The following is a 24,077-nucleotide window of genomic DNA, read 5'->3' as shown; positions in this document are numbered from 1 at the left end:
GCCATGAGCAAAATCATCAATGGGGATGCAAGCGATGGAATCGCCTCAACACCGCGGAATTCAGCCGATTCCGCGTATTTGGGATGGCCGGACGTGGAATCGGCGCCTGACGGTTTCGAGGTCTTCGGCGGTCCGGGGAACGAGACTGTCTCGAACGGCCGTGCGAATGGTACGGAATCGGTGTTGACTTCGGTGTCCATGCGGGACGATCTTGCCCAGCGCAAGCGCGATACGCTCAAGCGTTGCACCGAGGAAGCCAAGCGTTTGGGACGACAACTGTTGTTCGGCATGATTACTGCATTGACACTGCAATCCGTGCCATTGCCTGCTGATTGCGACCTTGATGCCGAGGTTCTGCATACGGTATCCAGCACGAAGGCGAAGCGCATCAGAGTGCGGAATTCGCCACTTCGCGCGCATACCTGGAAGGCCGTATCGGTTGCGGGCCGGGTGCGCATGAATCAGCATGTATTCGCCATCGACCTGTTCCATGCGTGGGCCCAGCTTGCGGTGCATGTGCCGTTGCTGTCCTTGATCGCTCTCGGTGATTCGATCATCACCGCCACGGCTCAACAGCCCTCGCTGGCCAAAGGGCGTGACGCTTCCGACATCCACCGTGATTTTGCCGTATTCGTGGATGGCCTGGCCTCATTCAACGGCAAGACCGCATGTGTGCGTGCTGCGGCATTGGTAATGCCAAACGTTGATTCACCGAAAGAGACTGAATGCCGGTTGGCGTTACAGCGTCATGGCATCCCCTGCCCGGTCGTGAACTATACGATACCTGGCATGAGTTTCAAATCCGGGGTATCGATGACTTTGGATATGGCGTGGCCCGAGTATCGTGTCGGTGTTGAATACGATGGCGATCAGCATCGCACCGACAAGGCTCAATGGAGGCGTGATCAGGGGAAGCGTGACCGTCTGCGGGTCCGTGGCTGGATGATTTTTTCGGTGACTGCTGCGAATCTTGTCGATGATTCCGCGCGTTCTGAATTGGCGTTCTCCGTAGCTCGGCAACTGGCAATACGCGGAATGGAGTTCGATTTTCGGGTTGTTGCCATGACTGTCGAGCAATTAGCCGCGACACAACGGAGATGATAGAGAAAACGATAGGCTCTGTTCAACCAAGATTTGACATGAATCCGATGGGACTGCCTCTCAAGCGGCTTCAACGCCGGCTCCCCTGACACGGGGGAGTTGAGAACGGGGGACCATGTCAATCTTGGTTAACAGAGCCAAACGATATGCGGTGAAATTTACGGGGTATCTGGCTGATTTCCACTGACGATTGCCCCTATTGCCGTTGAAGCTCGTTACATGAGGAATAGGGACAAGTTTTCTTGCCCCTATTTTGTTTATTTGCCAATTGCGAGAAATGGGGACAAACAGGCTTGTCCCCATTATCGAATGAATCGTTCCACACGTGAGTCGGGGCAATGCCTTGATTCACAAAAGCGCAGAATAAGGCCATTTTTCCTGAACCTCATGTTGAACCGGTCAGAGACATCTTGTCCCGATTCCAGAAAAACGTCGAAATCCCGCAATGGGGGCAAAGATTTATGTCCCCATTTAAGCGTCAATCGTTTGTAGCGAGAATAGGGGCACGATGAAGCAGCGTCGATATCTGTGAATTACAGCATTCATGCATAGAGGATGCGCGAATACGCAAATGCAAGTGCACGCGGAAGCTGTACGCGCATACGCCTCTCAGATCCCCATTCTCGGCTCCCCTGTCAGGGTCGTCGGCACAGTCGCCTGAGAGTAGCTCCATCGGATTCATGTCAATCCTGGTTGAACAAGCCTGGGTATTTGACATATATGCGTATGCCCGTCAAATGAACGGAATCCTTCACTGACGGTCGGCAAACGGAACTGGCTAAAAACTCGCGCGACCATGCGTCGGAAAGCGACCGAATACACGTGGAGACATGTAAATACGCGAGTGGGGTTGCGATTCGCGCACACGGCACCGCATCGCAACCCCACTCGTAAACGTGAGAAGCGCCTAAGCCTTAGACGGTCACTCGCTCAGGGCCTTGTCCACCACGACCTTGGCCTCGTCGAGCACCTTGTCGAGGGCCTCGGGGCTCTCGAAGGACTCGGCGTACACCTTGTAGATGTTCTCGGTGCCGGAGGGACGAGCCGCGAACCAGTTGTCCTTGGTGGTGACCTTCAGGCCGCCGATCTTGGCATGGTTGCCCGGAGCCTCGGTGAGCTTGGCGGTGATGTCCTCGCCGGCAAGCTGCGTGGCGGTCACATCGTCGCCGGAAAGCTTGGCGAACTTCTGCTTCTGCTCGAGGGTGGTCGGCGTGTCCACGCGCTTGTACCAGGACTCACCGAAGCGGGCCACCTGGTCCTTGTGCAGCTCGGCCGGGTTCTTGCCGGTCTTGGCGGTGATCTCGGCGGCCAGCAGGTCGGGGATCAGACCATCCTTATCGGTCGTCCACACGCGGCCGTCCTTGCGCAGGAAGCTCATGCCGGAGCTCTCCTCGCCGCCGAACGCGACCTCGCCCTTGAACAGCGGGTCCACGAACCACTTGAAGCCGACCGGCACCTCGACCAGCTTGGCGTTGATGGAGGCGGCCACACGGTCGATGAGGGAGGAGGAAACCAGCGTCTTACCGATGCCGGCGCCCGCGGGCCAATCCGGACGGTTGCCGCCGAACAGGTACTCCACGACCACGGCGATGTAGTGGTTCGGGTTCATCACGCCCCAGTTCGGGCAGACGATGCCGTGACGGTCGGCGTCAGGGTCGGTGCCGCCCACCAGGTCGTACTTGTCCCAGGCGCCGGCGTTGAGCTCGTCCACCAGGCCCTTCATGGCGTACGGGGAGGACGGATCCATGCGGATCTTGCCGTCGTGGTCGATGGTCATGAAGCGCCAGGTCGGGTCGACCTCGGGACGTACCACGCCGATGTTCAGGCCGTACTTCTCGTTGATGAGCGGCCAGTAGTTCACGGAAGCGCCGCCGAGCGGATCGATGCCCAGACGCACGCCGGAGTTGCGGATCACGTCGAAGTCGATGACGTTGGCCAGATCATCCACGTAGTGCTCGCGGAAGTCGAAGCCCTCGACGTACTCGGACTTGATGGCCTCCTCGTAGGGCACGCGCTTGATGGACTTGAAGTCGCCGAGCAGCTCGTTGGCGCGGGCGGCGATGGCGTTGGTGGTCTCGGCCGGGGCCGGGCCGCCGGTGACGGGGTCGTACTTGAAGCCGCCGTCAGTAGGCGGGTTGTGGGAAGGCGTGACGACGATGCCGTCGGCCAGGCCCTCGCCCTCGAAGCGCTGGGTGCCGTCGGCAGCGCGGTTGTGCGTCAGGATGGCCTGGGAGACCACGGGGGTGGGCACGAAGTCGTCGCGGGAATCGACACGCACGTGCACGCCGTTGGCGACGAGCACCTCGATGGCGGTCTTCTTGGCCGGGCCGGACAGCGCGTGGGTGTCGGAGCCGAGGTACAGCGGGCCGGTCACGCCGGCCTTCTTGCGGTATTCGGCGATGGCCTGGGAGATGGCGATGATGTGGGCCTCGTTGAACGAGGTCTTCAGGGACGATCCGCGGTGACCGGAGGTGCCGAAGATGACACGCTGCTCGGGAACGGACGGGTCGGGGACGAGGTCATAGTACTTGCCGATGACCTCATCGACGTTGATCAGATCTGCTGGGGTGGCGGGCATGCCCGCATTTTTTGCTACCATGCTCCCTATTGTGCCACGTTTTTCGCGGTTTTCGGGCGCAGTCATGTTAAGAGTTGTCAACTTTTGTGCGAATAAGTATTTCGGGATGACTCGCCGGTGCCGTCGGAAGACATCGCGATGCCGATATAAGGCGATGTAAGGCACGGCCGACGGTGCCGGACATCCGCGGGGACACGCCGGCATCATCGTGCCCGCAAGATTCCGTCACCACTACGTATGACTGGCATTTCTCATCATGACGGAACCGCCCGCGCGGGGTCGGTTTGCCGGGAAGTTGACACCGTGTTATAGTAACTGAACAGTCAGTAATTAGCAGGGTTGCTACTCCAGAATTTCGAGGCAAGACCTGAGACGTTGGCGCAGTCGTAGACGTATCCGTCTTCCTCGACCGCCCCGTACGTCTCGGGTCTTTTCTGTTTTCGGAGCAGCATCCGGCAATCGGGGGCGTGGAAGGCCCCGGATGCGGATGCCTGATATGCGCTGGCTGAATGATGGAAAAGGAAATGGAGTATATAGATGTCGCATCAAGACGATATCAAGGCGATCATCACCAATGTTGGTGGTGCCGCCAACGTCAAGTCGCTGACTCACTGCGCCACGCGACTGCGTTTTGAACTGAACGACGCCGGCAAGGTCAACGAGTCGGAGCTCGACGGTAACAAGCTCGTGCTGGGCGTTGTACCGCAGTCCGGCAACCGCTACCAGGTCGTCATCGGCGGCCAGGTCGCCTCCGTATATGACGAGATTATGCATCTGCCCGAAATGGCCGGCCGTGGCGCCGGCACCGTCGACAACGATGACATCTCCGACATGTCCAATGCCGAGCTGAAAGCCGCCGAACGCCAGAAGGGCATTCGCGGCAAGTTCGCCTGGCTCGACAACTTCTTCGAATACCTGGCGGATTCCTTCCGCCCGATCTTGGGCGTGCTGCTTGGCGCGTCCATCATCATCGCCCTGGTCAACCTGGCCATCTCCCTGAAGATGATCCCGAACGATACCGCGACCGCCGGCCTCGTCTTCATCCAAGCCATCTGGAAGGGCGTGTTCTACTTCCTGCCGATCATGATCGCCTACAACGCATCCAAGAAGCTGAAGGTGGATCCGTGGCTGGGCGGTTCGATCATGGCCATGCTCATGACCCCGCAGTTCGCCTCCCTGTCCGATACCAAGACCTGGTCCGACACGGTCTGCCATCAGGTGATGGGCAACACGCAGTGCACGGCCAAGATCTTCGGTCTGCCGATGCAGCTGTCCGACTACTCCGGCAACGTGTTCGTGCCGCTGCTCATGGCCGCCGTGCTGGCGCTCGTCTACCACGGACTCAAGAAGGTCATCCCGGACAGCGTCCAGCTGGTCTTCCTGCCGTTCCTCTCGATGATCATCGTCGGCGCGCTTACCGCCTTCCTGCTCGGACCGATCGGCGTGTGGGCCGGTAACGGCATCGGCGCCGGACTGTCCTGGATGAACGGCCACGCCCCGTTCGTCTTCGCCATCATCATCCCGCTGCTGTACCCGTTCCTGGTGCCGCTGGGCCTGCACTGGCCGCTCAACGCCCTGATGCTCATGAACATCCAGACCCTTGGCTACGACTTCATCCAGGGCCCGATGGGCACGTGGAACTTCGCCTGCTTCGGCGCCACCGCCGGTGTGCTGTTCATCTCCATCCGCGACCATGACGATCAGATGCGCCAGACCTCCATCGGCGCCCTTGCCGCCGGTCTGCTCGGTGGTGTGTCTGAGCCGAGCCTTTACGGCATCCACCTGCGCTACAAGCTCGTCTACTCCCGCATGCTGGTCGGCTGCGCCGTCGGCGGTGTCGTGATCGCCGTCATGGGCTGGCTGTTCCCGTCCTCCGCCGGCGTGCACGGCGTGACCACCACCACGTTCGCCTTCACCTCGCTGCTCACCATCCCGGTCTTCAACCAGATGTGGGTCTATGCGGTGTCCATCGCGGCCGCGTTCCTGACCTCCATGTTCCTCATCATCACGCTCGACTACCGCACCCCGGAGCAGAAGGCCGAGGTCGCCGCCCGTGCTGCGGCTAAGGCCGCCAAGGGCTCGCACGCTGCCGCTCCGGTTACCGCTGCCGCTCCGGTCGCCGTGGCCGAGGCTCCCGCCAAGACCGCGGTCGCCACCACCGCCGTGTCCGCCCCGGTGTCCGGTCATGTCATCACCCTCGACGCTTCCGGCGACCCCGTGTTCGCCTCCCGCGCCCTCGGTGAGGGTGTTGCTATCGAGCCCGTCGATGGAACCGTCAAGGCCCCGGTCTCCGGTGTGCTGCAGACCGTCGCGGAAACCGGCCACGCATTCGGTATCAAGACCGATGACGGCGTCGAGGTGCTGGTGCACGTCGGCATCGACACGGTCAAGCTGAACGGCGACGGCTTCGCCGTGAAGGTTGCCAAGGGCCAGCGCGTGAACGCCGGCGACCTGCTCGCCACCGTGGATCTCAACAAGGTCAAGCAGGCCGGTTTCAGCACCAACACCCTGGTGACGGTGCTCAACACCGCGGCGCTCAAGTCCGTCACTCCGAAGACGGGCGCCGACGTCAAGGCCGGCGACAGCGTCATCGCCATCGAAAAGTAACAACGGTTCGGATCAATAACTGACCCGGAGTCATCCGGGAGGGGTGTCATGGAAATACTTCGCGTCTTCAACAACAACGTCGTCCTGGCGAAGGATGGGGGACGCGAAGTCATCCTGACCGGTCGGGGCCTCGGCTTCAAGGCCAAGCCCGGCATGGAGGTCGACCGGTCCAAGGTCGCACGCATGTTCGTGCCGGCCCCGGGCCGCGACCCCGACCATATGGCCCAGTTACTGGGCGACATCCCTCCCGAAATCATTCGTCTCGTCTCCGAGACGATGGACGAGATCGGCATGGGCGATGAGGCGGCGCAAAGCCCCACATTGGTCATGGCGCTCGCCGACCATGTGTGCGGTGCATTGCGCCGCGCCAAGAACGGAATCCCCGCCGTGCCCTATCCTCTGGGCGCCGAGGTCCGCTCGCTGTACGAGCACGAATATCAGCAGGGCTGCATGTTGCTTGCCGCGCTGAACCGCAAATTGGACAACGCCCTGGCTCCCGGCGAGAGCATCGCCTTCGCGCTGCATCTGGTCAATGCCGGGTTCTCGACGGGCGACTTGTCCCATACCTACACGATGACCGGCATGATTCAGCAGCTGCTTGACGTCATCGAAAGCAGCTACGGCATCACCTTGGATGAGCATTCGGTCAATGTCGGCCGATTCATCACCCATCTGAGGTACCTGTTCGTCCGCATCCACCAGCATGACCAGCTTGATAGCGAACCGGAGTCGATCGTCTCCTCGATTATGCAGTCCTATCCCAAGGCCGTCGAATGCGCGCGACTCATCGCCTCCCTCATCGAGCTGCGCCTGGACGCCACGCTGACCGAGGACGAGATCGCCTACCTGACCCTGCACGTGGCCAGGGTCACCAATCAGATGAGCAGAAGCCGTTCCGGCGCGGGAAACGGAGCAGGGCAATCCCCGCGGCATCAACAACGGAATTCATCTTTAGCACAGTAATCAAATAGGAGAAGCATCATCTATGAGTGAACATCAGGTACTGCATGGCATCGGCGTATGCGCTGGCACCGCAAGCGGTCCGGTGGCCCTCGTGCGCGAGGCGCCGGGAGTGGATGAGAACGAGCCGGTCTGCACCGACGTTGCGGCCGACACCGAGCGTGTCAAGTCCGCGATGAACGCGGTCGTTGCGAACCTTCAGGCGCGCGCCGCGAAGATCGCGAGCGACAAGTCCCGTGCCGTGCTTGAGGCCACCGCCATGATGGCGGGAGACCCGGGCCTCGTCCAGGCCATCGTCAAGCGCCTCGAAGCCGGCGACGGCGTGACCCACGCCGTGTCCAACGCGATCGAGGGATACGCCGAAATGTTCCGGAACATCGGCGGCTACATGGCCGAGCGCGTCACCGACCTGCACGATGTTCGCGACCGCACCATCAGCGAGCTGCGTGGCATGCCCGCGCCCGGCGTGCCGGACATCACCAGCCCCGTGGTGCTCGTGGCCCGCGACCTCGCCCCGGCCGAAACCGCCACGCTCAGCCCGGACAACGTGCTCGGCATCATCACCGAGGAAGGCGGCCCGACCAGCCATACCGCCATCCTTGCCGCCCAGCTCGGCATCCCCGCGGCCGTCAAGGTCGCCGGCGTGACCGAAGCCGTGTCCGAAGGCGATACGATCGCACTTGACGGCGGCGTCGGCGAAATCATCGTCTCGCCGACCAAGGAAGAGGCCGATCAGCTGGCCGAGCGCTCCCGCCGCCGTGCCGCGGCCCTCGCCGGTTCCAGCGGTGAAGGCGCCACCCGCGACGGTTACAAGGTCAAGCTGCTCGCCAACATCGGCACGCTGGCCGACGCCGAAAGCGCCGCCAAGTTCGACCTCGAAGGCTCCGGCCTGTTCCGCACTGAGTTCCTGTTCCTCGGCCGCGAAACCGCCCCGACCCTCGAAGAGCAAACCGACACCTACACCAAGGTGCTGCAGGCGTTCGGCGACCGCCGCGTGGTGGTCCGCACGCTCGATGCCGGTGCCGACAAACCGCTCGCCTTCGCCAACTTCGACGAGGAGGAGAACCCGGCTCTCGGTGTGCGCGGACTGCGTCTGAGCCGGCGTCGTGAGGACCTGCTCGACACCCAGCTCCAGGCGCTCGCCAACGCCTATGAGGCCACGCACGGTGACCTGTGGGTCATGGCCCCGATGGTCGCCACTGTGGACGAGGCCGAATGGTTCGCCAACAAGGTCCGTTCGTATGGCCTGCCCAAGGTCGGCGTGATGATCGAGGTGCCTGCCGCCGCGATCCGCTCCGCCCAGATCCTGTCCGTGGTGGACTTCGCCTCGCTCGGCACCAACGATCTTGCGCAGTACACGATGGCCGCCGACCGGCTCAACGGCGATCTGGCCAACCTGCTCACCCCGTGGCAGCCCGCCGTGCTCAACATGATCAAGGCCGCATGCGACGGTGGCAAGGCCACCGGCAAGTATGTGGGCGTGTGTGGCGAGGCCGGCGGCGATCCGCTGCTGGCGCTCGTGCTCGCGGGCCTTGGCGTGCAGTCGCTCTCCATGGCCCCCAAGAAGGTCAACGCCGTGCGTGCCGCCCTGCGTCTGCATGACATGTCCACTTGCCAGCAGATGGCCGCCTACGCCGTCGACGCGCGTACCGCCGCCGACGCCCGCGCCGCCGTGATCGCGCTGGCCGAGCCGATGCTGCTGGATTTGCTCTGATCCCGCGGCCATATCCATACTTGGGACCGCCGAGGTTTCCTCCTATTCTTTGACTCGGCGGCCCCACGAAGAAAGGGCGGGTTTCCTACCGTTTGGCAGGAAACCCGCCCTTTCTTCGTTGCCGGACGGTTTGTCGGACTATCGAGTGTGTTTGGCTCTGTTAAACCAAGATTGACATGCCCCTTATTCTTGGCTCCCCTTGTCAGGGGAGCTGGTGGCGAAGCCGACTGAGGGGTAGTCCAAGGGAATTCATGTCAATCTTGGTTTAACAGAGCCATGTGTTTTGTCGCTTGTACGTGGGTTTTATGCTCTGTCGCTCACCGCACCGGTTCGAGGATGCTGGTGTTCTCCGCGAAATCGGAGGTGGCGTTCGCGGCGGCCACCTGCGCGGTCTTCTCCAGCGAGGACAGCGAGGAGGCCGGCACGCGCACGATGAGCGCGCGATGATCCACGGAGAAGCGGATGTGGCGGGTCTCGGGCAGCATGTCGCCGTCCACCTGCGCCTTGGCCGGCTTCTCCAGCGTGATCTCCGCGGAAACGCCCTGCACCTGCTCCATCGTGGAGTTCGTGGACAACGGGTTCTGCTCGGGCTTGCCGGTGATGGTCTGGTGCACCACGTCGCCGAACAGGTTGGCCCAGCCCAGAATGCCGCCGGTGGTGTCGATGATCTCGAAATCGAGGATGCCGTCGTCGTAGGATGCGGCGGGCATCAGCGAGAACACGGGAATCTGGCCGCAGTTGCCGGCCATCACCGTGCGGAACTTGAGGTTGTTGATGGTGTGGTTCGAGCCGTCGGCGCTGGTGATGGTCAGATCGCCGCGGAACTTCGGGGCGAACAGGTTCTTGATGCCACCCGCGAAGTACGCGAGCCAGCTGATGTTGCGCTTGAGTTCGGGGTCCGTGTCGTCGATCATGGCCGCGTCGAAGCCCACGCCGGCGATGATGAGGAAGGCATGGCCGTGGTCGTCCTCCGGATGGTCGAGGAGTGTGAGACGTCCCATGTCCACCAGACGTGAGCCGTGCGAGGTGGCCACCGTGAGCGCCGCGTCGATGTCGTCCACGGGGATGCCCATATTGCGGGCGAATAGGTTGCCGGTGCCGATCGGGATGATGCCGAGCGCGTGGCCGGTGCCGGAGACGGCGCTCGCCACCGTGCGCACGGTGCCGTCGCCTCCCACTGCGATGACCACATCCGCGCCGTCATGGAGCGCCTCCAGCGCGCAGACGCGGCCGTCCTTGTCGAGCTGGGTGTCGTAGAAGCGGATGCGATCGAGCCCCTTGGACGCGCAGAACTCCTGAATGTGCAGTCGCTGGGCCTCCGCCTGCGGCTTGGAGGGGTTGATCACGAAGGCGTACTGCACCTCGTCGTCACGCCGTTTTTCCAGCGATTCCGCCAGTTTGCGGCGACGACGCGCGCGCAGCGTAAGGGCTGCGGCGACGATGGCCACGATCACGAGGATAACGACGGCGACGATGAGCGCGGTGACGGCAGGCTGAGACATGACTCCTATTGTTAGCGTGACCGTCGGAGCAAGCGGCGAAAGTTGCGCGAACATGAACAGTTTGTGCACGTTGTGCGGTTTGCCTGCCAGAGGCGGCGCAAGCCGGTTCGTCCGACGGATGCCGGCACCCGTCCGGAACCGGGGCAAAGCGATTGCCGCGTGTCGGCTTGCGGCGGTAGTGTTAGGCGCATGCTTGATATTCAATTCATCCGTGAACACACCGACATCGTCAAGGAATCCCAGCGCAAGCGCGGCGAGTCCGTGGAACTCGTCGACGAGGTGCTCTCCTCCGACACCACCCGTCGTGAAGCGCTGAAGGCCTTCGAGGAAGCCCGCGCCCAGCAGAAGGAAATCGGCAAGAAGGTCGCCGCCGCCCCGGCCGACGAGAAGGCCAAGCTCATCGCCGAGACCAAGGAACTCGCCGCCAAGGTGGCCGAGTACAAGTCCAAGGCCGATTCCGCCGCCGAGGAATACACCACCGCCATGTGGAAGCTGTCCAACATCGTCGAGCCGGAGGCCCCGGAAGGCGGCGAGGACGATTACGTGGTCGTCAAGAAGGTCGGCCAGATCCGCGACTTCGCGGCCGAGGGCTTCGAGCCGAAGGACCACCTGACCCTGGGCACCGAGGTGGCCGGCATCGACATGCGCCGCGGCGTCAAGGTCGGCGGTTCCCGCTTCTACTTCCTGCGTGGCCAGGTGGCCCGCATGCAGATCGCCATGCTCACCATGGCCGTGGACCAGGCCGAGGAGCATGGCTTCACGCTGGCCATCACCCCGACGCTGGTGCGCCCCGAGGTCATGCGCGGCACCGGCTTCCTGAACTCCCACGCCGATGAGATCTACCGCCTGCGCGAGCCCGACGACCAGTACCTGGTCGGCACCTCCGAGGTGGCGCTCGCCGGCATGCACGAGAATGAGATCCTGGACCTGTCCAACGGCCCGCTGCGCTACTGCGGCTGGTCCTCCTGCTACCGCCGCGAGGCCGGCGCCGCAGGCAAGGACACCTCCGGCATCATCCGCGTCCACCAGTTCGACAAGGTGGAGATGTTCGTCTACGCCAAGCAGGAGAACTCCTACGCCGAGCACCAGCACCTGCTCGAGATGGAGCAGGAGATGCTCGCCAAGGTCGAGGTGCCGTACCGCATCATCGACACCGCCGCCGGCGACCTGGGCTCCTCCGCGGCCCGCAAGTTCGACTGCGAGGCCTGGGTTCCGACCCAGGGCCGCTACCGCGAGCTGACCTCCACCTCCAACTGCACCGAGTACCAGGCCCGCCGCCTGAACATCCGCGAGCGCATGGAGGACGGCGGCACCCGTCCGGTCTCCACCCTCAACGGCACGCTGGCCACCACCCGTTGGCTGGTCGCCATCCTGGAGAACCACCAGCAGAAGGACGGCTCCATCGAGATTCCGAAGGCCATGCGCGCCTACATGGGCGGCAAGGAAGTCATCGAGCCCACGAAGTGGGAGGCCTGATTCCTCTTTCCCGGCTCCCCTTGTCAGGGGAGCTGTCAGTGTAGCTGACTGAGGGGTAGTCGCAGTGAATAAAGCCTTGTGCATCAGGTAAATCCGGACGCAAAGAAATGTATGGATCAAACCTGCTGGCCACCCCAGCTGTATAATTGAACATCGTGCGCTTTCGGCTTGGGCCGTCGTGCGCACAAGGACAGATGTCTGAGCGGTCTAAAGAGACGGTCTTGAAAACCGTTGAGGGGCGACCCTCCGCGAGTTCGAATCTCGCTCTGTCCGCAAGCCGAGGGGTTTCGTTCGTGATGGACGGAACCCCTTTTGCGTAGAGCGCAAGGGCCGCGGCGGGACGAGCGGAACCACGACATGTGCGGAAAAGTATCATAACGAATGTTCGATTGCCGGCTATCCGAAAAACAGCGAACAGAAAATTACAAAAACGCACATTTTTGCTACTTCTTGTAGTACAATGAAGAGGCGAAGGCAAGATACTTCAAGGAGGAAACATGACCACTGTTCTGGTTACGGGCGGCGCGGGCTTCATCGCCACCCATACCGATGTCGAGCTGCTGGAAAAGGGATACGACGTCGTCTCCGTCGACAACTACGGCAACTCCTCGCCGGTCGCGCTGGATCGCGTCGAGCAGATCACCGGCAAGAAGATCAAGCGTTACGACGGCGACGTGCGTGACGAAGCCCTGATGAACAAGATCTTCGACGAGAACCCCATCGACTGGGTCATCCACTTCGCCGGCCTCAAGGCCGTGGGCGAGTCCGTGGCCAAGCCTATCGAGTACTACGACAACAACCTGTACTCCACGCTGGTGCTGCTCAAGGTCATGCGCGCCCACAACGTCAAGAAGATCATCTTCTCCTCCTCCGCCACCGTGTACGGCAACCCGAAGGAGCTGCCGATCACCGAGGAGACCCCGACCGGCGGCACCACCAACCCGTACGGCACCTCCAAGCTGTTCCAGGAGCAGATCCTGCGCGACGTGCACGTGGCCGACCCGGAGTGGACCATCGTGCTGCTGCGCTACTTCAACCCGGTCGGCGCCCACGCCTCCGGCCTGCTGGGCGAGGACCCGAAGGGCATCCCGGCCAACCTGACCCCGTACGTGGCCAAGGTGGCCATCGGCGAGCTCAAGGCCGTCCAGGTCTTCGGCGACGACTACGACACCCCGGACGGCACCGGCGTGCGCGACTACATCCACGTGGTGGACCTCGCCAAGGGCCACGTGGCCGTCATCGACCACATCGAGAAGCCCGGCGTGTTCACGTACAACCTGGGCACCGGCCACGGCTACTCCGTGCTCGAGGTCATCAAGGCCTACGAGAAGGCCGCCGGCCACCCGATTCCCTACGTGATCAAGCCCCGCCGCCCCGGCGACATCGCCGCCTGCTACGCCGACGCCTCCAAGGCAGCCAAGGAGCTGGATTGGAAGGCCGAACTGACCATCGACGACATGGCCGCATCCTCCCTGAACTGGCAGATCAAGAACCCGAACGGTTTCCGTGACGCCACCAAGTGATTTCGTCCGATGAGACGAAAGCGGGCCTCCGCCGCGTACGCATGACGCATGTCGTACGCGGCGGAGGCCCGCTGTTCTTTTTTCGTGAGCTCACATAAGCTCGAGCTCACACCAACTCACACCAACTCACACCAACTCACACCAACTCACACGATGCGCCGGTCGGCGGCCCAGCGCGTCAGTTCGGTGCGATTGGACAGCTGCAACTTACGCAATACCGAGCTCACATGCGTCTCCACGGTCTTGATGGAGATGAACAGCTCAGCCGCCACCTCCTTGTAGGTGTATCCGCGGGCGATGAGCCGCATCACTTCCTGCTCGCGGGCGGAAAGCCGGTCCAGCTCCTCGTCGCGCACCGGTCCGCCGGCCTGCGCATCGAACCCGCCGGTGGTACCGAATCCGGTTCCGCTGCCCGAGCCTTGGAATGCGGAGAGCACGAACCCCGCCAGCTTCGGCGAGAACACCGCATACCCCTCATGCACCTGCTTGATGGACGAAATCAGGTCCGCGCCGGTGATGGTTTTGGTCACATACCCTTGCGCGCCGGCGCGGATTACCGCGCCCACGTCCTGCGGCGCGTCCGAGACGGACAATGCCAGAAACACCGTATCGGGGGAGTAGGGGCGCGACTTCAGCAGGATCTCGGCCCCGCCGCCACCCTCGCCGCCCGGCACATGCACATCCAGCAGCACCACCTGCGGCTTGGTCTGGGCTATCATCGCCACCGAACCGGGCACATCCGCGGCTTGCCCCACGATATCGAAGGAATCGCGCAACGTGGCGATCACGCCCGCGCGGAACATCTCGTGGTCGTCCACCACGGCCACGCGAATCTTCGTGGATTGCTCCTCGTTCATGCTGTCTCTCCTTGCTGCGTCGCGGGTTGCCCCGTGGTCTGTGCCGCAGGCTGCGCTGCGGCGTGCATCGCAATCGGCATATGCATGCGGACTTCGGTACCCCAACCTGGTCTGGACACGATTTCCACTGTACCGCCGCGCCGTTTGATGCGGCCGATGATCGACTCGCGGATGCCTAACCGGTCCGGCGGTATCGCGTCGATATCGAAGCCTGGACCATGGTCGCGCACGAACGCCTCCACCAGCGTGGCACCGGCCTCGCAGTACAACGATATCGGCTCGCCGCCGTGCGTCACGGCATTGACCAGCGCCTGCTGCGTGGCGTCCAACAACGCATCCGTCTGGGCGCTGGGGCGTGCATCCCCCACGATGACCACCTCGATGGGCTTGCCATGCCCGTCCTCCACTTCGGCCGCGATCTTCTTCAGGCCGGCGCTCACTGAACGGTCCGAGGTTGACCGCTCCTGATAGAGCCATTCACGCAGTTCACGCTCCTGGGCCCTGGCCAACGTGAAGATGGTGTCCGGCTCCTTGGCATGCAGCTGGATCAGCGCCAGCGTCTGCAATACGCCGTCATGCAGGTGCGCGGTCATATCCGCACGCTCCTCCTCACGCTCTTTCAGCGCCTTCTCATGCGACAGCTGCTGCAGCATCGCATTGGCCCAGGGCATGACCGCCACCACGGTCGCCACCAGCATCACGAACCCCGAGAACATGATGCGCCGGGGCGAGGTGCCCCATCCCACGAACGTCACATTGGACACATACAACGCCCATCCGCAGAAAATCAGCACGATGCCGCCGATCATGGACAGCAGCTGCGTGCCATGCGGCGTAAGGTTCATCCACGCCAACGCGATGCCCGCCATGCCCAGCAGCAGCGGCAGGATCACCGCGCTGTCCACGCCGGTGCTCACCAGCAGCAGCCCGATGCCCATGAGCAGCACGCCGCTCAACGCCACCAACGCCGGTTTGGGGGCGCGCCTGACCGCATCCGCCAACGATTCCGGGGCTGCCGTGACGCTACCGTCGCCATTGCCCTCGCCGTCCACCGCATTGCCGGCCGTCCCCGCATTACCACGCGAGAGCGGAGCCTGACCCACCGGAACCGATGCCGAGGAGGCAGCGGCGGCCGCTACCGGGTCGCCGGCCGGCATGAAGATCCACAGGAACACGTATCCGACGATGCCGGCCCCGTACACCATCGTCAGCAGGACGAACGCCAGCCGCACCCACGCCACGGACACACCGAGATGCAGCGCGATGCCCTTGCATACGCCGGTCAGCCAACGGCCGCGCTTCGGCCGCATCAACGGCAGCTGCGCGGGCAGCATCGGCGGCAAGGGGCGCGAAGCCTGACCGGAAGGGGTCCGTCCGGGCGTGCCGGTCTGCATGGGGAAGGTCATGCCTCCATTGTGCCGCGTTCAGGGCTTTGGCACCGGGGTTTCAACCCGGGTTCAGGGAACAATCAGGGTGTTTCCGGGGGATTGTGGCAGCGTCGCATTGCTGTAATGGAACCATGAGCAATCCCATGAATTCCTATGAGCCGCAGCCGAACAAGGCTTCGCGGCGTTTCTTCGCCTGGATCAGGTCGAGCGGCATCATGCGCGGCGACGACCGTTGGATTGGCGGCGTGTGCAGCGGACTGGCTGCCCGACTTGGCTGGAGCCCTACCCTGGTCCGCGCGCTGATGATCGTCTCCACGTTGTTCTTCGGCTTCGGCGCGGCCCTATACGCCTTGGGCTGGTTCCTGTTGCCGGACGTGCGCGGCGGCCACATCCTCGGCGAGGACCTCATCGCCGGCCAATGGAACTGGAACTGCCTCGGCTGCTTCCTGTTCATGGCCGTGGCGGTACTGATTCCGGGTGCCGGCTGGGTGTGCATCGCGCTCGCGGCCGTCACGCTGTGGGTGCTCGCCAAAAGCGGCATCCGACAGCAGGAGGGGTACGGGTTCGGCGCCCGTGGCATGCGCGGTAAGCCGCCCGTTGCGGGGCCGGCTGGCCAGGCCGGTCCGTATGCCGGTCCGCAAGGTCCGTATGCCAGCTGGCGCCCCCCGTACGCAGGTCCGATGAATCCCGGATACGGTCCAGCCGGCGTCCCCAATCCAGCCGCCCCATACGGTTCGTACGCAGGCCCGACCGGTCAGGCCAATCCGTACGTCGGTCCTGCCGTCGCCCCGAACGTCGCCGGTCCGGGGTCGATGGGAACCCCCGCGCCCGCGTCCGCTCCGTACGCCGGTCCCGCCGTCGCGGCCGCCGCGACGCCGAACATCGGACAGCCGATGCCGCCGACTGCACGGAATCTCGGACAAGGCACCATGCCCGGCGGGCCGTCCGTCTCACGCCCGACTCCACAATCCGCATACGCCAGCCCATTCATGCCGGGACCGGCCGCCGCCGCGCCCGCCGCCAACAGCCGGTATGCCACTTCCGAACCCGAGGCGACGCCCGTGAAATCGCTGCGTCGCCGCCCGGCCGGCCCCATCATGGTACTGGCTGTGCTGGGACTCATGTTCATCTCCTTCGCCGGCGTCATGGCGGCCATTCAGGCCAACGACTTCGGACTCGGCCCCATCATCGAGCTCGTCACCATCTGGAGTGCGGCGGTATGCATCGTCATGGGTGCGATCGTCGTGATTCTCGGCATACGCGGACGCCGTACGGGCGGACTGATCCCATTGGGACTGGTGGCAGGCGCGTGCGCCGTGACCATGATCGTCGTCTCCGGCACCTACTCCTCCTATTACTACGACCTGACCCATGACACCGGCACCTATGTATCCACCGTGGACCTGGGCGAGGGAGCCAGTTCGGAAAACGCATACGGCATGAACGAGGTCCAGACCGCGCACATGCTCGTGGCCGATTCCAGCGACCGCACGTTCAAGACGCTCAAGGGCGGTGTGCTCTTCATGGGCGACAGTTTCGAGAACAGCCATGCCATACTCGACCTGTCCGCATGGGAGGACTCGCATCCCGATCACGAACTGGAACTGCAGAACGGCAGGAAGACCATGTCCTATTGCCCGGCCGGCACCATCACGATGTCCGCCTACCGTTCGCAGGTGCATATCATCCTGCCGGACGGCTGCTCGTACGCCTTCGGCAGCAGTCGGGACGGATACCATATCGCCGAGGCCATCGGCGGCAAATACGACGCCACGAGCACCAGCTACAGCATCATGTCGATGACGCCCACGGCCCTGACCAGCTCCCCGCTCACCTACGGCACCGGCATGAGCGGTTCCGAGTACGACTGGCTCAACAATTACGAGAGCACGCCGGTCAACGGTCCGGAACTGCTTATCGACGTGCCCTATGCGCTGGAGGCGCGGGTGAACGTCACGTACATCTCGAACTGGGAGGGATTCACCTTCAGCCAGTACGAGAACCTGCACAGCACCGAGGCCGGCCGTGAGGAACGACGGTAGACCCCGTTGAATGTCGTCCGAATGGATGGGCGGCGCTCCCGGACCCGATGCCGAAGACTCCAACCAGAATCAGTAGGAGAACAGCAATGAACAGCGATACCAAGCGGTTCCACACCATCGAGGATGTGACCGAAACCAAGGCGATGCCGGTGGAGAACACCGCGGTGATGCCGGTGGCCGATACCGAAACCATCGCACCCGTGACTGGCTCTGCGACTGAAACCATGCCTGACAGCGTACCCGAAACCAAAGTGATGCCGGTGACCGAACCGGATGCGACCGCGGTGTTGCCGGTGCCCGAGGATGCGGTGGCGACCACGGCGATGCCCACCGTGCAGGACGGTGTGCAGGACGGCACCGTGACCGAGACGTTGGCTCCCGTGTCCGGCGGCGAAGAACCCCGGACCATCGCGTTGGAATCCGTGGCCGATGTCGTCGAGGAACCGGCCGAGACGACCGCCGACGACCCGGCCCGCGAATCGGCCGACGACCCGGCCAGCGACTCGCCTGACGAATCGACCGACGATGCGTCTGCCCAGCAACCGGCCGAGACCTTTGACGGTGACACCGGCATCGATGCCCCCACGCGCGAAACCGTCAGCCCTGCAGCGGAGCTGGCGGCCGGACCTATGCCCGAGCCCAAGGCGACACCGTCGGATGCGCAGCCCGATCCCAAGAGCATGCCGGTCGGTGAGCTACCGCTGCACGGTGATGCGATCCCGCCCGCGACCGACGTCCCGATGTACGGCGAGCCGGCTGCCGGCCGGAAGCCCGCCGCTCCCGAAGCCAAGCGCGGGGTGAGCGTGCTCACGGTCATCTTCGGCGTACTGGGCCTGATCATCGGAGTGACGGCGCTGGCGTTCGGACTGGTGTTCCCCAACACGCTGATTCCGACCTTCGCCGCGGATCCGCAGCTGGTGGTGGCCATCGCATGCGGCTCCATCGGCGTGATTCTGGTGATCGTGGCCATCGTCTGGGCCGTGATGGGAGCCGCGAAACAGCGGAAAACCCAGGCTGGGCAGTGATGCGAGTACACCTATTGGGGTCGTGGTCGGTGGCCTCACAGAGCTGAACCGTTCGGGGCCCGGACCGCCCATAGACAATGGGCGAGCGCGGTATGGACGGTCGGCTCGCCGGTGTGATGGATCTGAATGATCGGGAGGATGGATGAAACGGATAGCGCGCATCACGGTGGTCGCCCTGGCACTGCTGCTGGTGTTCTCCGCACTCGGCTGGGCGATGATGCCCCGCTGGGATATCCGTCCTTACACCAACCATCTCACGGTCGCCACCAGCGACCCCGATATCGAACCCGCCAATGCCGGCATCCCGCACGAGGGACGGTATCGGACAAGGGAAACCGACATCTCCGTGGACGTGGGCGACGATGTGAAACTGCCCGCCGTGCTGCGCGAACCGGTGGACGCGCCCGGACCGCGCCCCGCCTGCCTGTTCATCCACGGCTCCGGCACCAGCGGGGCCGAGGATTTCGGCGATATCGCCAACGCCATGGCCTCAGCCGGCATCGTGACCCTGGTTCCCGCCAAACGCAACGACGACTACACCGTGCTCCACCGCGACTACGCACGATTCGCCCGCGAATATAGCAGGGCACTGGATGTGCTGCGCGGCACGGACGGCGTGAACCCCGCCGCCACCGGAATCTACGCCGAATCCGAGGGCACGTGGATCGCCACGATCCTGGCCTCCTCCCGCAAGGACATCGCCTTCGCCGCACTGACCTCCGCACCCGTGTTCAAAGGGCGCGAACAGATGGCAATGGCCGTCAGCGCCTATGCCAAGCAGGCCGGGGCGCCGAAGCCGGTCATCAAGGACATGGCCAAGCTCATGTCGCTCGACTACGCGCCTTTCGACCTGGCCTACGCCGACTTCGACGCCGACCGGTACCTGTCGACGCTGACCATGCCACTGCTCGTCAGCTACGGCACCTACGACACGGCCATGCCCATCGAACAGGGCGCGCAACGCATCATGTCCGCAGCGCATCGTGCGGGTAACGACGACGTGACCATACGCTACTTTGCCGGCAACCATCAGATGCGTGCCGGACAGGGCCTCTTCACGCCGGGTCTGCCGCTGGCGGACGGATACACGCAGGCGTTGGAGAACTGGATCAACGGCGTGGCGGTCGAGCTCGGGACGGGCGTTGCGAACGCAAGCGTGCGTGATGCCCGTGCCGGAGCTGCTGATGCCGCCGATGTTGCCGATGTTACCGACGTTACCGATGTTGCTGAGAAGAACGCCGGTGATGCCGTCAGCCCTGCCGCCATCGCCGTGAACGACACCTCGAAAACCTGGGCTGCGGCGGGAACATGGGCCACGCCGCAGATCGCCGGCGCGCAGCCGCATCAGCGGTTTGCCGCGCCGACACGCACCGATTCCGGCATCATCGGCTCGCTGGGCGTGCTGGTCGGCATCATGGCGGCGGGGCCGGTGCTGCTGATTGTCGCGTCGCTGCTGGGACTCGGTTCGATGGCGGCGGCATTGATACGGGATTACGGGTCGAAGGTGCGCGTCAAAGGCAAGCGTGCGGCCTTGCATATCCGGCCTGGCATGCTGCCCGGCGGCGCACATGCGGCATCAGCCGGTACCGGTATCCCGGCAGTGCGAGCGTATGCAACCGCCGGCTGGACGGTCACATCGCCGGGTATCGCCGGACCGTGCTGGCTGCTCGGCATCGCATCGACGGTGATCACCATGCTGGCGTACGGCTATCTGACTGCCGTGGGATTGGCATCCGTATACGCCCGGCCGTTCCCGCGACTGTTCGGCACCGGTTGGACGGTGTTGCAGGTGCTGACCGTGCTGTTGGTCATCGTATTCGCCGGCCAATTGGAATACTGCTGGCGATACCGCTGCTGCATCACCGGTATGCGGCGGATCATTTGCGGTGTGACGGCGCTCGCCGCACTCGCATCCCTGACCTCACTGGCCTTCTGGGGACTCTTCTCCATACCGTTCTAGTGACTGGCCTTTTGCAAAGGCTCTGTTAAACCAAGATTGACGTGAATCCGATGGGACTACCCCTCAGACGGCTTCGCCGCCAGCTCGTCCTGCAATTGAGGACGAACTTCGTTCGCATTCTGTTGGCTCGACTGTCGTCTCGCACATCGCCTACAAACAGCCCTGCTGTTTGCTTCACGGCAATGTCCTGACAAGGGGAGCCAAGAATAGGGGCATGTCAATCTTGGTTTAACAGAGCCTTTGCAAGCAGGGGAAACGGGGAGTATCTGCCTGTTTAACCCCGCTCACCAAGCGTTAGGCGGCCTGTTGCGCGGCTTCGGCCTCATCGAGATCGCTGAATCCGCCAAGTCGCACGGTGTTGAGCAAGGTTTCTTCGGTGATGTTGCGCTGTGGGTCGGCATCGGCGCGCTCGCGGATCATCGCTTCATACAGGTCGAAGGTGGCGGGGGAGTAGGTGCCCAGTTCGCCGCGCAGATAGGTTTCGAACGATGTGGCAGTGGGGGTGTCCTCCGCGGTGGTGAGCACGCGCATGGCCTCGCCCAGCTTGGGGTAGCGGGCGCGGAAATCGGAGGCCCACGACACTTGTTGCGTGATCACCTGTTCCTGCCGGGCCGCGCGGTCCTTGGTGAGCTTCGGAATGTACGGTTCGATGTTCGCCGCGTATTCGGCCGGTGCGGTGGAGGCCATCATACGGCCGTACTTTTCCGTGACGAGATTGCGGCCCACGTGGTCCGCCTCGTCAAGATCGGCCGCATAGAATGCCAGCAACGGGTGCTCCCACGTGAGGAACTGGGCCAGCCGCATCTGATGAAACACCGGCCAGTTGCCCTGGCAGGCCGCCCGGCCGCCCTCGTTGTTGGTGCGCTGGAACTGGTCCCATTCATGCCGCACGATGGCCTCGCGCAATTCATCCAAGGCATTGCTCTGTTCCGCCGTCATCTCAAGCTCCTTTGCGGGTTCGCGGACATATAAGAGGTATTGCCGCCGGCTCCCCCTGCCAGGGAGTTGACAGAGAGAGCCGGCTGAGGGAGGGCAGCTTCTCCCCGGATATCCGATTCGCGGCTGGGCCTCTACAGGCTCTTGAGAATCGGATCGTCCGAAGCGATATGGTCCTCCACGTAAGGACGCTGCCATTCCAGGAACGTCTCGTTGGACGTGGTCAGATGCTCGCGCAGCAGCTCCTTGACGATGGCCTGCGCGATCTCCTCCACGATGCCGTTGATCTGCTCGATGGCCGGCGCGGAGCCCTTGCCGCCCTCGCCGAATCCCGCGCCGCCATAGCAGGCCGCCGAACTCAGCCGCATCACGGTCTCCAACTGTCCGCACACGCCCGGCAGCAGCGCGAACATCGAACCGGACATCTTGCGCAGGGCCGCGAACTGCCACTTGTAATACGGCATGTACCCCACCACCATCGGCACATTGATGAGAAACACCAGCGACGCCGTGGCGTTCACAAACTCACGGATGGAAAGCCACGCGGCCGCGGCGTCCCCGCGCTTCAGCGACCGCGGCAGGTTGTACTGGCCGGCCTGCGCGATCATGCCGAGACGCTTGGAGATGAGCGCCAGTCGCACATCATCCGGCATGTCCTTGAAGCCCTGACGTGTCTTGGAGAACATGCCGGTGGGGTCCTGGAACACCTCGCCGTTGGTGGCAGCTGCCAGCGTGGCCTCGTCAAGCATCAGCCATTCGTGCGCTGCAGTGGGCGCGGGAGCGGCAGGATAGCCGGTGATGGCGGTGAAGAAATCGCCGATGCGGAACACACCGTCACGACGGTTGGTGCCCTGCGCGCGAGGGGTGACGGGGGAGAAGCGTCGCGTTGCTTCCGTCACCGGTTCGCCGCCGGTCTCCGTGGCCGCAAACGTGACGTGACCCTGTCCGTCCACGGTGAAGTCGCGTGGCAACGCCGCGTAATCGGCCTGCAAACGGTCGCCGATCGCCGCGTAATCCTCGTCCGCAAGCCACAGGCAGCAACGCGGGCCGAAGTCATGATCCTGCGAATAGGCGTCGTCGAAACCGTAGCATTCGGACCCATGGCCCACCAGTCCGGCGGCGATGCGGCCCGCGTACTGCGGATGCTTCGCCTCGATCATCGGTCGGACTACCTGCGTCCAGAACGCGCGCGTAAGTTTTAGGCCGGACACCGGACAGACCTGGGAGTCCGTGACGTCGCCGGCAGTCGCGGGAGCGGATTCGTCCACGGTCTCGGTAAGCGGATTCGTCCCCGCCTCGCCATCGATGGGAATGTGGGTGGAAGTTTCAGATGTGCGGTCCACTGCGGACAGGCCGGTGTCATCGGCCATTCCAATGGTCGCGGAATCGGTGCCGGCCTCCATGGCTTCGTCTGCCGTGTTTCCGGCCGGCTGGATACGCTCGCCGTGCGCCTCGGCCTGACGTTCGGCCTCGTGCAGGTTCTCCTCGGTGATGTGCCAGTAATCGGTGTTCCTGCCGTAGCATTCCTCGATGACCTTGAGCGCCCGGCGATAGCCGTCCACCGCGTCCGCATACCGTTTCTCAGCGAAGCATACCTGTGCGAAACCTGCCAAAGCGGAGGCGAAGTGCGCGGAATGCTCCAGATGGCCCGTCTTGTAGATCTCCAGCGCTTTGGCCGCATGCCAGTGCGCGCCTTCCAACTTGCGTTCGGCGAGAAGCGTCAACGCCAGATTGGTGTGCGAACTGGCCACGTCGATGTCCGCATCCGGATTCACGCTGGACGCCTCGATGATGCGCAGGGCCTCGCGCAGCTCGGTTTCCGCCTTGTCCAAACGGTCGGTCTCGCTGTAGAGCATGGAGAGGTTGTTATGCAGTGCCGCGAGTCTGCGGTCGGTGGGGGAGAAGGCACGCTGGCACACGTCCTGCGCCTGATGGTAGAGGTCCTTGGCCTGGTCGTACTGCTTGGCCGCGCGCATGGCGGTAGCGCAATTGATGAGTGTGGTGGCCCACGCCTCGGACGTGCCGGTGGTCAGGCCCATGCGGGCGGCCAGTTCCAGCGCCCGCTGCACGATCCACTGGTTCTCCTTGTGGCGCCCTTGGGAACGGTAGAAGCCCATCGTCTCGTTGAGCACGGTCAGCAGGCCGGCCGCGTCGCCCGCGTTCTCCGCATCCACCGCGGCCTGTTCAAGATACGGGCCGGCTTCGGTGGATGCCGCATGACGGTTGAAGATGTCGTCCAGACCTTTCAGGAAGTCATCGACGTCGAAGTCCGCGGGCGTCTCGCCGTTCTCGTCGTCATCGATGGCCGATTGCGCGGCGGCCACCTCGTCCGTGTCGTCGCCGTCCTCCGGTCCGTGCGCGAATTGTGCGGCGAATTGCCTGAGCAGCGCGTCTTCGTCAACCACCGT

The 24,077-nt window shown here is 63.5% G+C and carries 14 protein-coding genes, 1 tRNA gene and 1 pseudogene; 10 read left to right on the top strand and 6 right to left on the bottom strand.

All coding sequences use genetic code 11. The features are described 5' to 3' along the window. The first annotated feature begins 3 nt into the window (after positions 1-3). On the top strand, positions 4-1,101 hold the full coding sequence (locus tag DF196_RS02940; protein ID WP_241519557.1) for a hypothetical protein: 1,098 nt from the start codon (positions 4-6) through the stop codon (positions 1,099-1,101). 922 nt (positions 1,102-2,023) lie between these two features. Here DF196_RS02940 and pgm read toward each other — a convergent pair. Beyond that, positions 2,024-3,700: a phosphoglucomutase (alpha-D-glucose-1,6-bisphosphate-dependent) gene (pgm, locus tag DF196_RS02935; protein WP_109056404.1), complete on the bottom strand. Its 1,677-nt coding sequence runs from the start codon at positions 3,698-3,700 to the stop codon at positions 2,024-2,026. 516 nt (positions 3,701-4,216) lie between these two features. Between pgm and DF196_RS02930 the strand changes: the two genes are divergently transcribed. The 3 genes from DF196_RS02930 to ptsP are packed head-to-tail and all read left to right on the top strand — an operon-like array spanning position 4,217 to position 8,960. Next, positions 4,217-6,286: a glucose PTS transporter subunit IIA gene (locus DF196_RS02930; protein WP_109056403.1), complete on the top strand. Its 2,070-nt coding sequence runs from the start codon at positions 4,217-4,219 to the stop codon at positions 6,284-6,286. Positions 6,287-6,334: 48 nt separating this feature from the next. Next, positions 6,335-7,249, top strand: coding sequence for a PRD domain-containing protein (locus tag DF196_RS02925; protein ID WP_109056402.1), 915 nt, complete (start codon positions 6,335-6,337; stop codon positions 7,247-7,249). A gap of 22 nt (positions 7,250-7,271) precedes the next feature. Further along, a complete protein-coding gene (gene ptsP / locus DF196_RS02920) occupies positions 7,272-8,960 on the top strand; it encodes a phosphoenolpyruvate--protein phosphotransferase (protein ID WP_109056401.1) in 1,689 nt (562 codons plus the stop codon). A 317-nt stretch (positions 8,961-9,277) separates the two neighbouring features. Here ptsP and DF196_RS02915 read toward each other — a convergent pair whose 3' ends face one another. After that, positions 9,278-10,462, bottom strand: coding sequence for a diacylglycerol/lipid kinase family protein (locus DF196_RS02915; protein ID WP_109056400.1), 1,185 nt, complete (start codon positions 10,460-10,462; stop codon positions 9,278-9,280). 189 nt (positions 10,463-10,651) lie between these two features. On the opposite strand from DF196_RS02915, the gene serS reads away from it, so the two are divergent. The 3 genes from serS to galE all read left to right on the top strand — a co-directional run bounded on the left by serS (position 10,652) and on the right by galE (position 13,461). Continuing rightward, the gene (gene serS, locus DF196_RS02910) at positions 10,652-11,938 is read left to right on the top strand and encodes a serine--tRNA ligase (protein ID WP_109056399.1); all 1,287 of its coding nucleotides are present in this window, start codon (positions 10,652-10,654) and stop codon (positions 11,936-11,938) included. 188 nt (positions 11,939-12,126) lie between these two features. Further along, positions 12,127-12,211 (top strand) — tRNA-Ser (locus DF196_RS02905). A 224-nt stretch (positions 12,212-12,435) separates the two neighbouring features. After that, the gene (galE, locus tag DF196_RS02900) at positions 12,436-13,461 is read left to right on the top strand and encodes a UDP-glucose 4-epimerase GalE (protein WP_109056398.1); all 1,026 of its coding nucleotides are present in this window, start codon (positions 12,436-12,438) and stop codon (positions 13,459-13,461) included. 146 nt (positions 13,462-13,607) lie between these two features. On the opposite strand, the gene DF196_RS02895 is transcribed toward galE, so the two are convergent. Together DF196_RS02895 and DF196_RS02890 are read right to left on the bottom strand one after the other, a co-directional pair. Next, the gene (locus DF196_RS02895; protein WP_109056397.1) at positions 13,608-14,318 is read right to left on the bottom strand and encodes a LuxR C-terminal-related transcriptional regulator; all 711 of its coding nucleotides are present in this window, start codon (positions 14,316-14,318) and stop codon (positions 13,608-13,610) included. Beyond that, the gene (locus DF196_RS02890; RefSeq protein ID WP_109056434.1) at positions 14,315-15,712 is read right to left on the bottom strand and encodes an ATP-binding protein; all 1,398 of its coding nucleotides are present in this window, start codon (positions 15,710-15,712) and stop codon (positions 14,315-14,317) included. The genes DF196_RS02895 and DF196_RS02890 overlap by 4 nt, the downstream gene beginning before the upstream one ends. 125 nt (positions 15,713-15,837) lie before the next feature. Here DF196_RS02890 and DF196_RS13775 point away from each other — a divergent pair, with 125 nt between their 5' ends. The 3 genes and pseudogenes from DF196_RS13775 to DF196_RS02875 all read left to right on the top strand — a co-directional run. Continuing rightward, positions 15,838-17,748, top strand: coding sequence for a PspC domain-containing protein (locus tag DF196_RS13775; protein WP_241519556.1), 1,911 nt, complete (start codon positions 15,838-15,840; stop codon positions 17,746-17,748). Between the two features lie 86 nt (positions 17,749-17,834). Beyond that, complete coding sequence (locus tag DF196_RS02880; protein ID WP_109056396.1) at positions 17,835-18,773, top strand: sodium/calcium exchanger protein; 939 nt, start codon at positions 17,835-17,837, stop codon at positions 18,771-18,773. Positions 18,774-18,915: 142 nt separating this feature from the next. Further along, positions 18,916-19,911, top strand: a pseudogene (locus DF196_RS02875) (alpha/beta hydrolase family protein); the annotation flags it as partial. Between the two features lie 1,116 nt (positions 19,912-21,027). On the opposite strand, the gene DF196_RS02870 reads toward DF196_RS02875, so the two are convergent. Together DF196_RS02870 and DF196_RS02865 are read right to left on the bottom strand one after the other, a co-directional pair. Further along, on the bottom strand, positions 21,028-21,672 hold the full coding sequence (locus tag DF196_RS02870) for a DUF4125 family protein (RefSeq protein ID WP_109056395.1): 645 nt from the start codon (positions 21,670-21,672) through the stop codon (positions 21,028-21,030). Positions 21,673-21,803: 131 nt separating this feature from the next. Beyond that, positions 21,804-24,074 (bottom strand): DUF4037 domain-containing protein, encoded by a 2,271-nt coding sequence (locus DF196_RS02865; protein ID WP_109056394.1) that lies wholly within the window; start codon positions 24,072-24,074, stop codon positions 21,804-21,806. Positions 24,075-24,077: the final 3 nt, after the last annotated feature.

The sequence above is a fragment of the Bifidobacterium callitrichidarum genome, assembly GCF_003129905.1.
In the GTDB taxonomy this organism is placed as follows: Bacteria; Actinomycetota; Actinomycetes; order Actinomycetales; family Bifidobacteriaceae; genus Bifidobacterium; species Bifidobacterium callitrichidarum.
The sequence above is the reverse complement of the archived record's forward strand: the minus strand, read 5'-3'. Positions and strand labels throughout refer to the sequence as shown.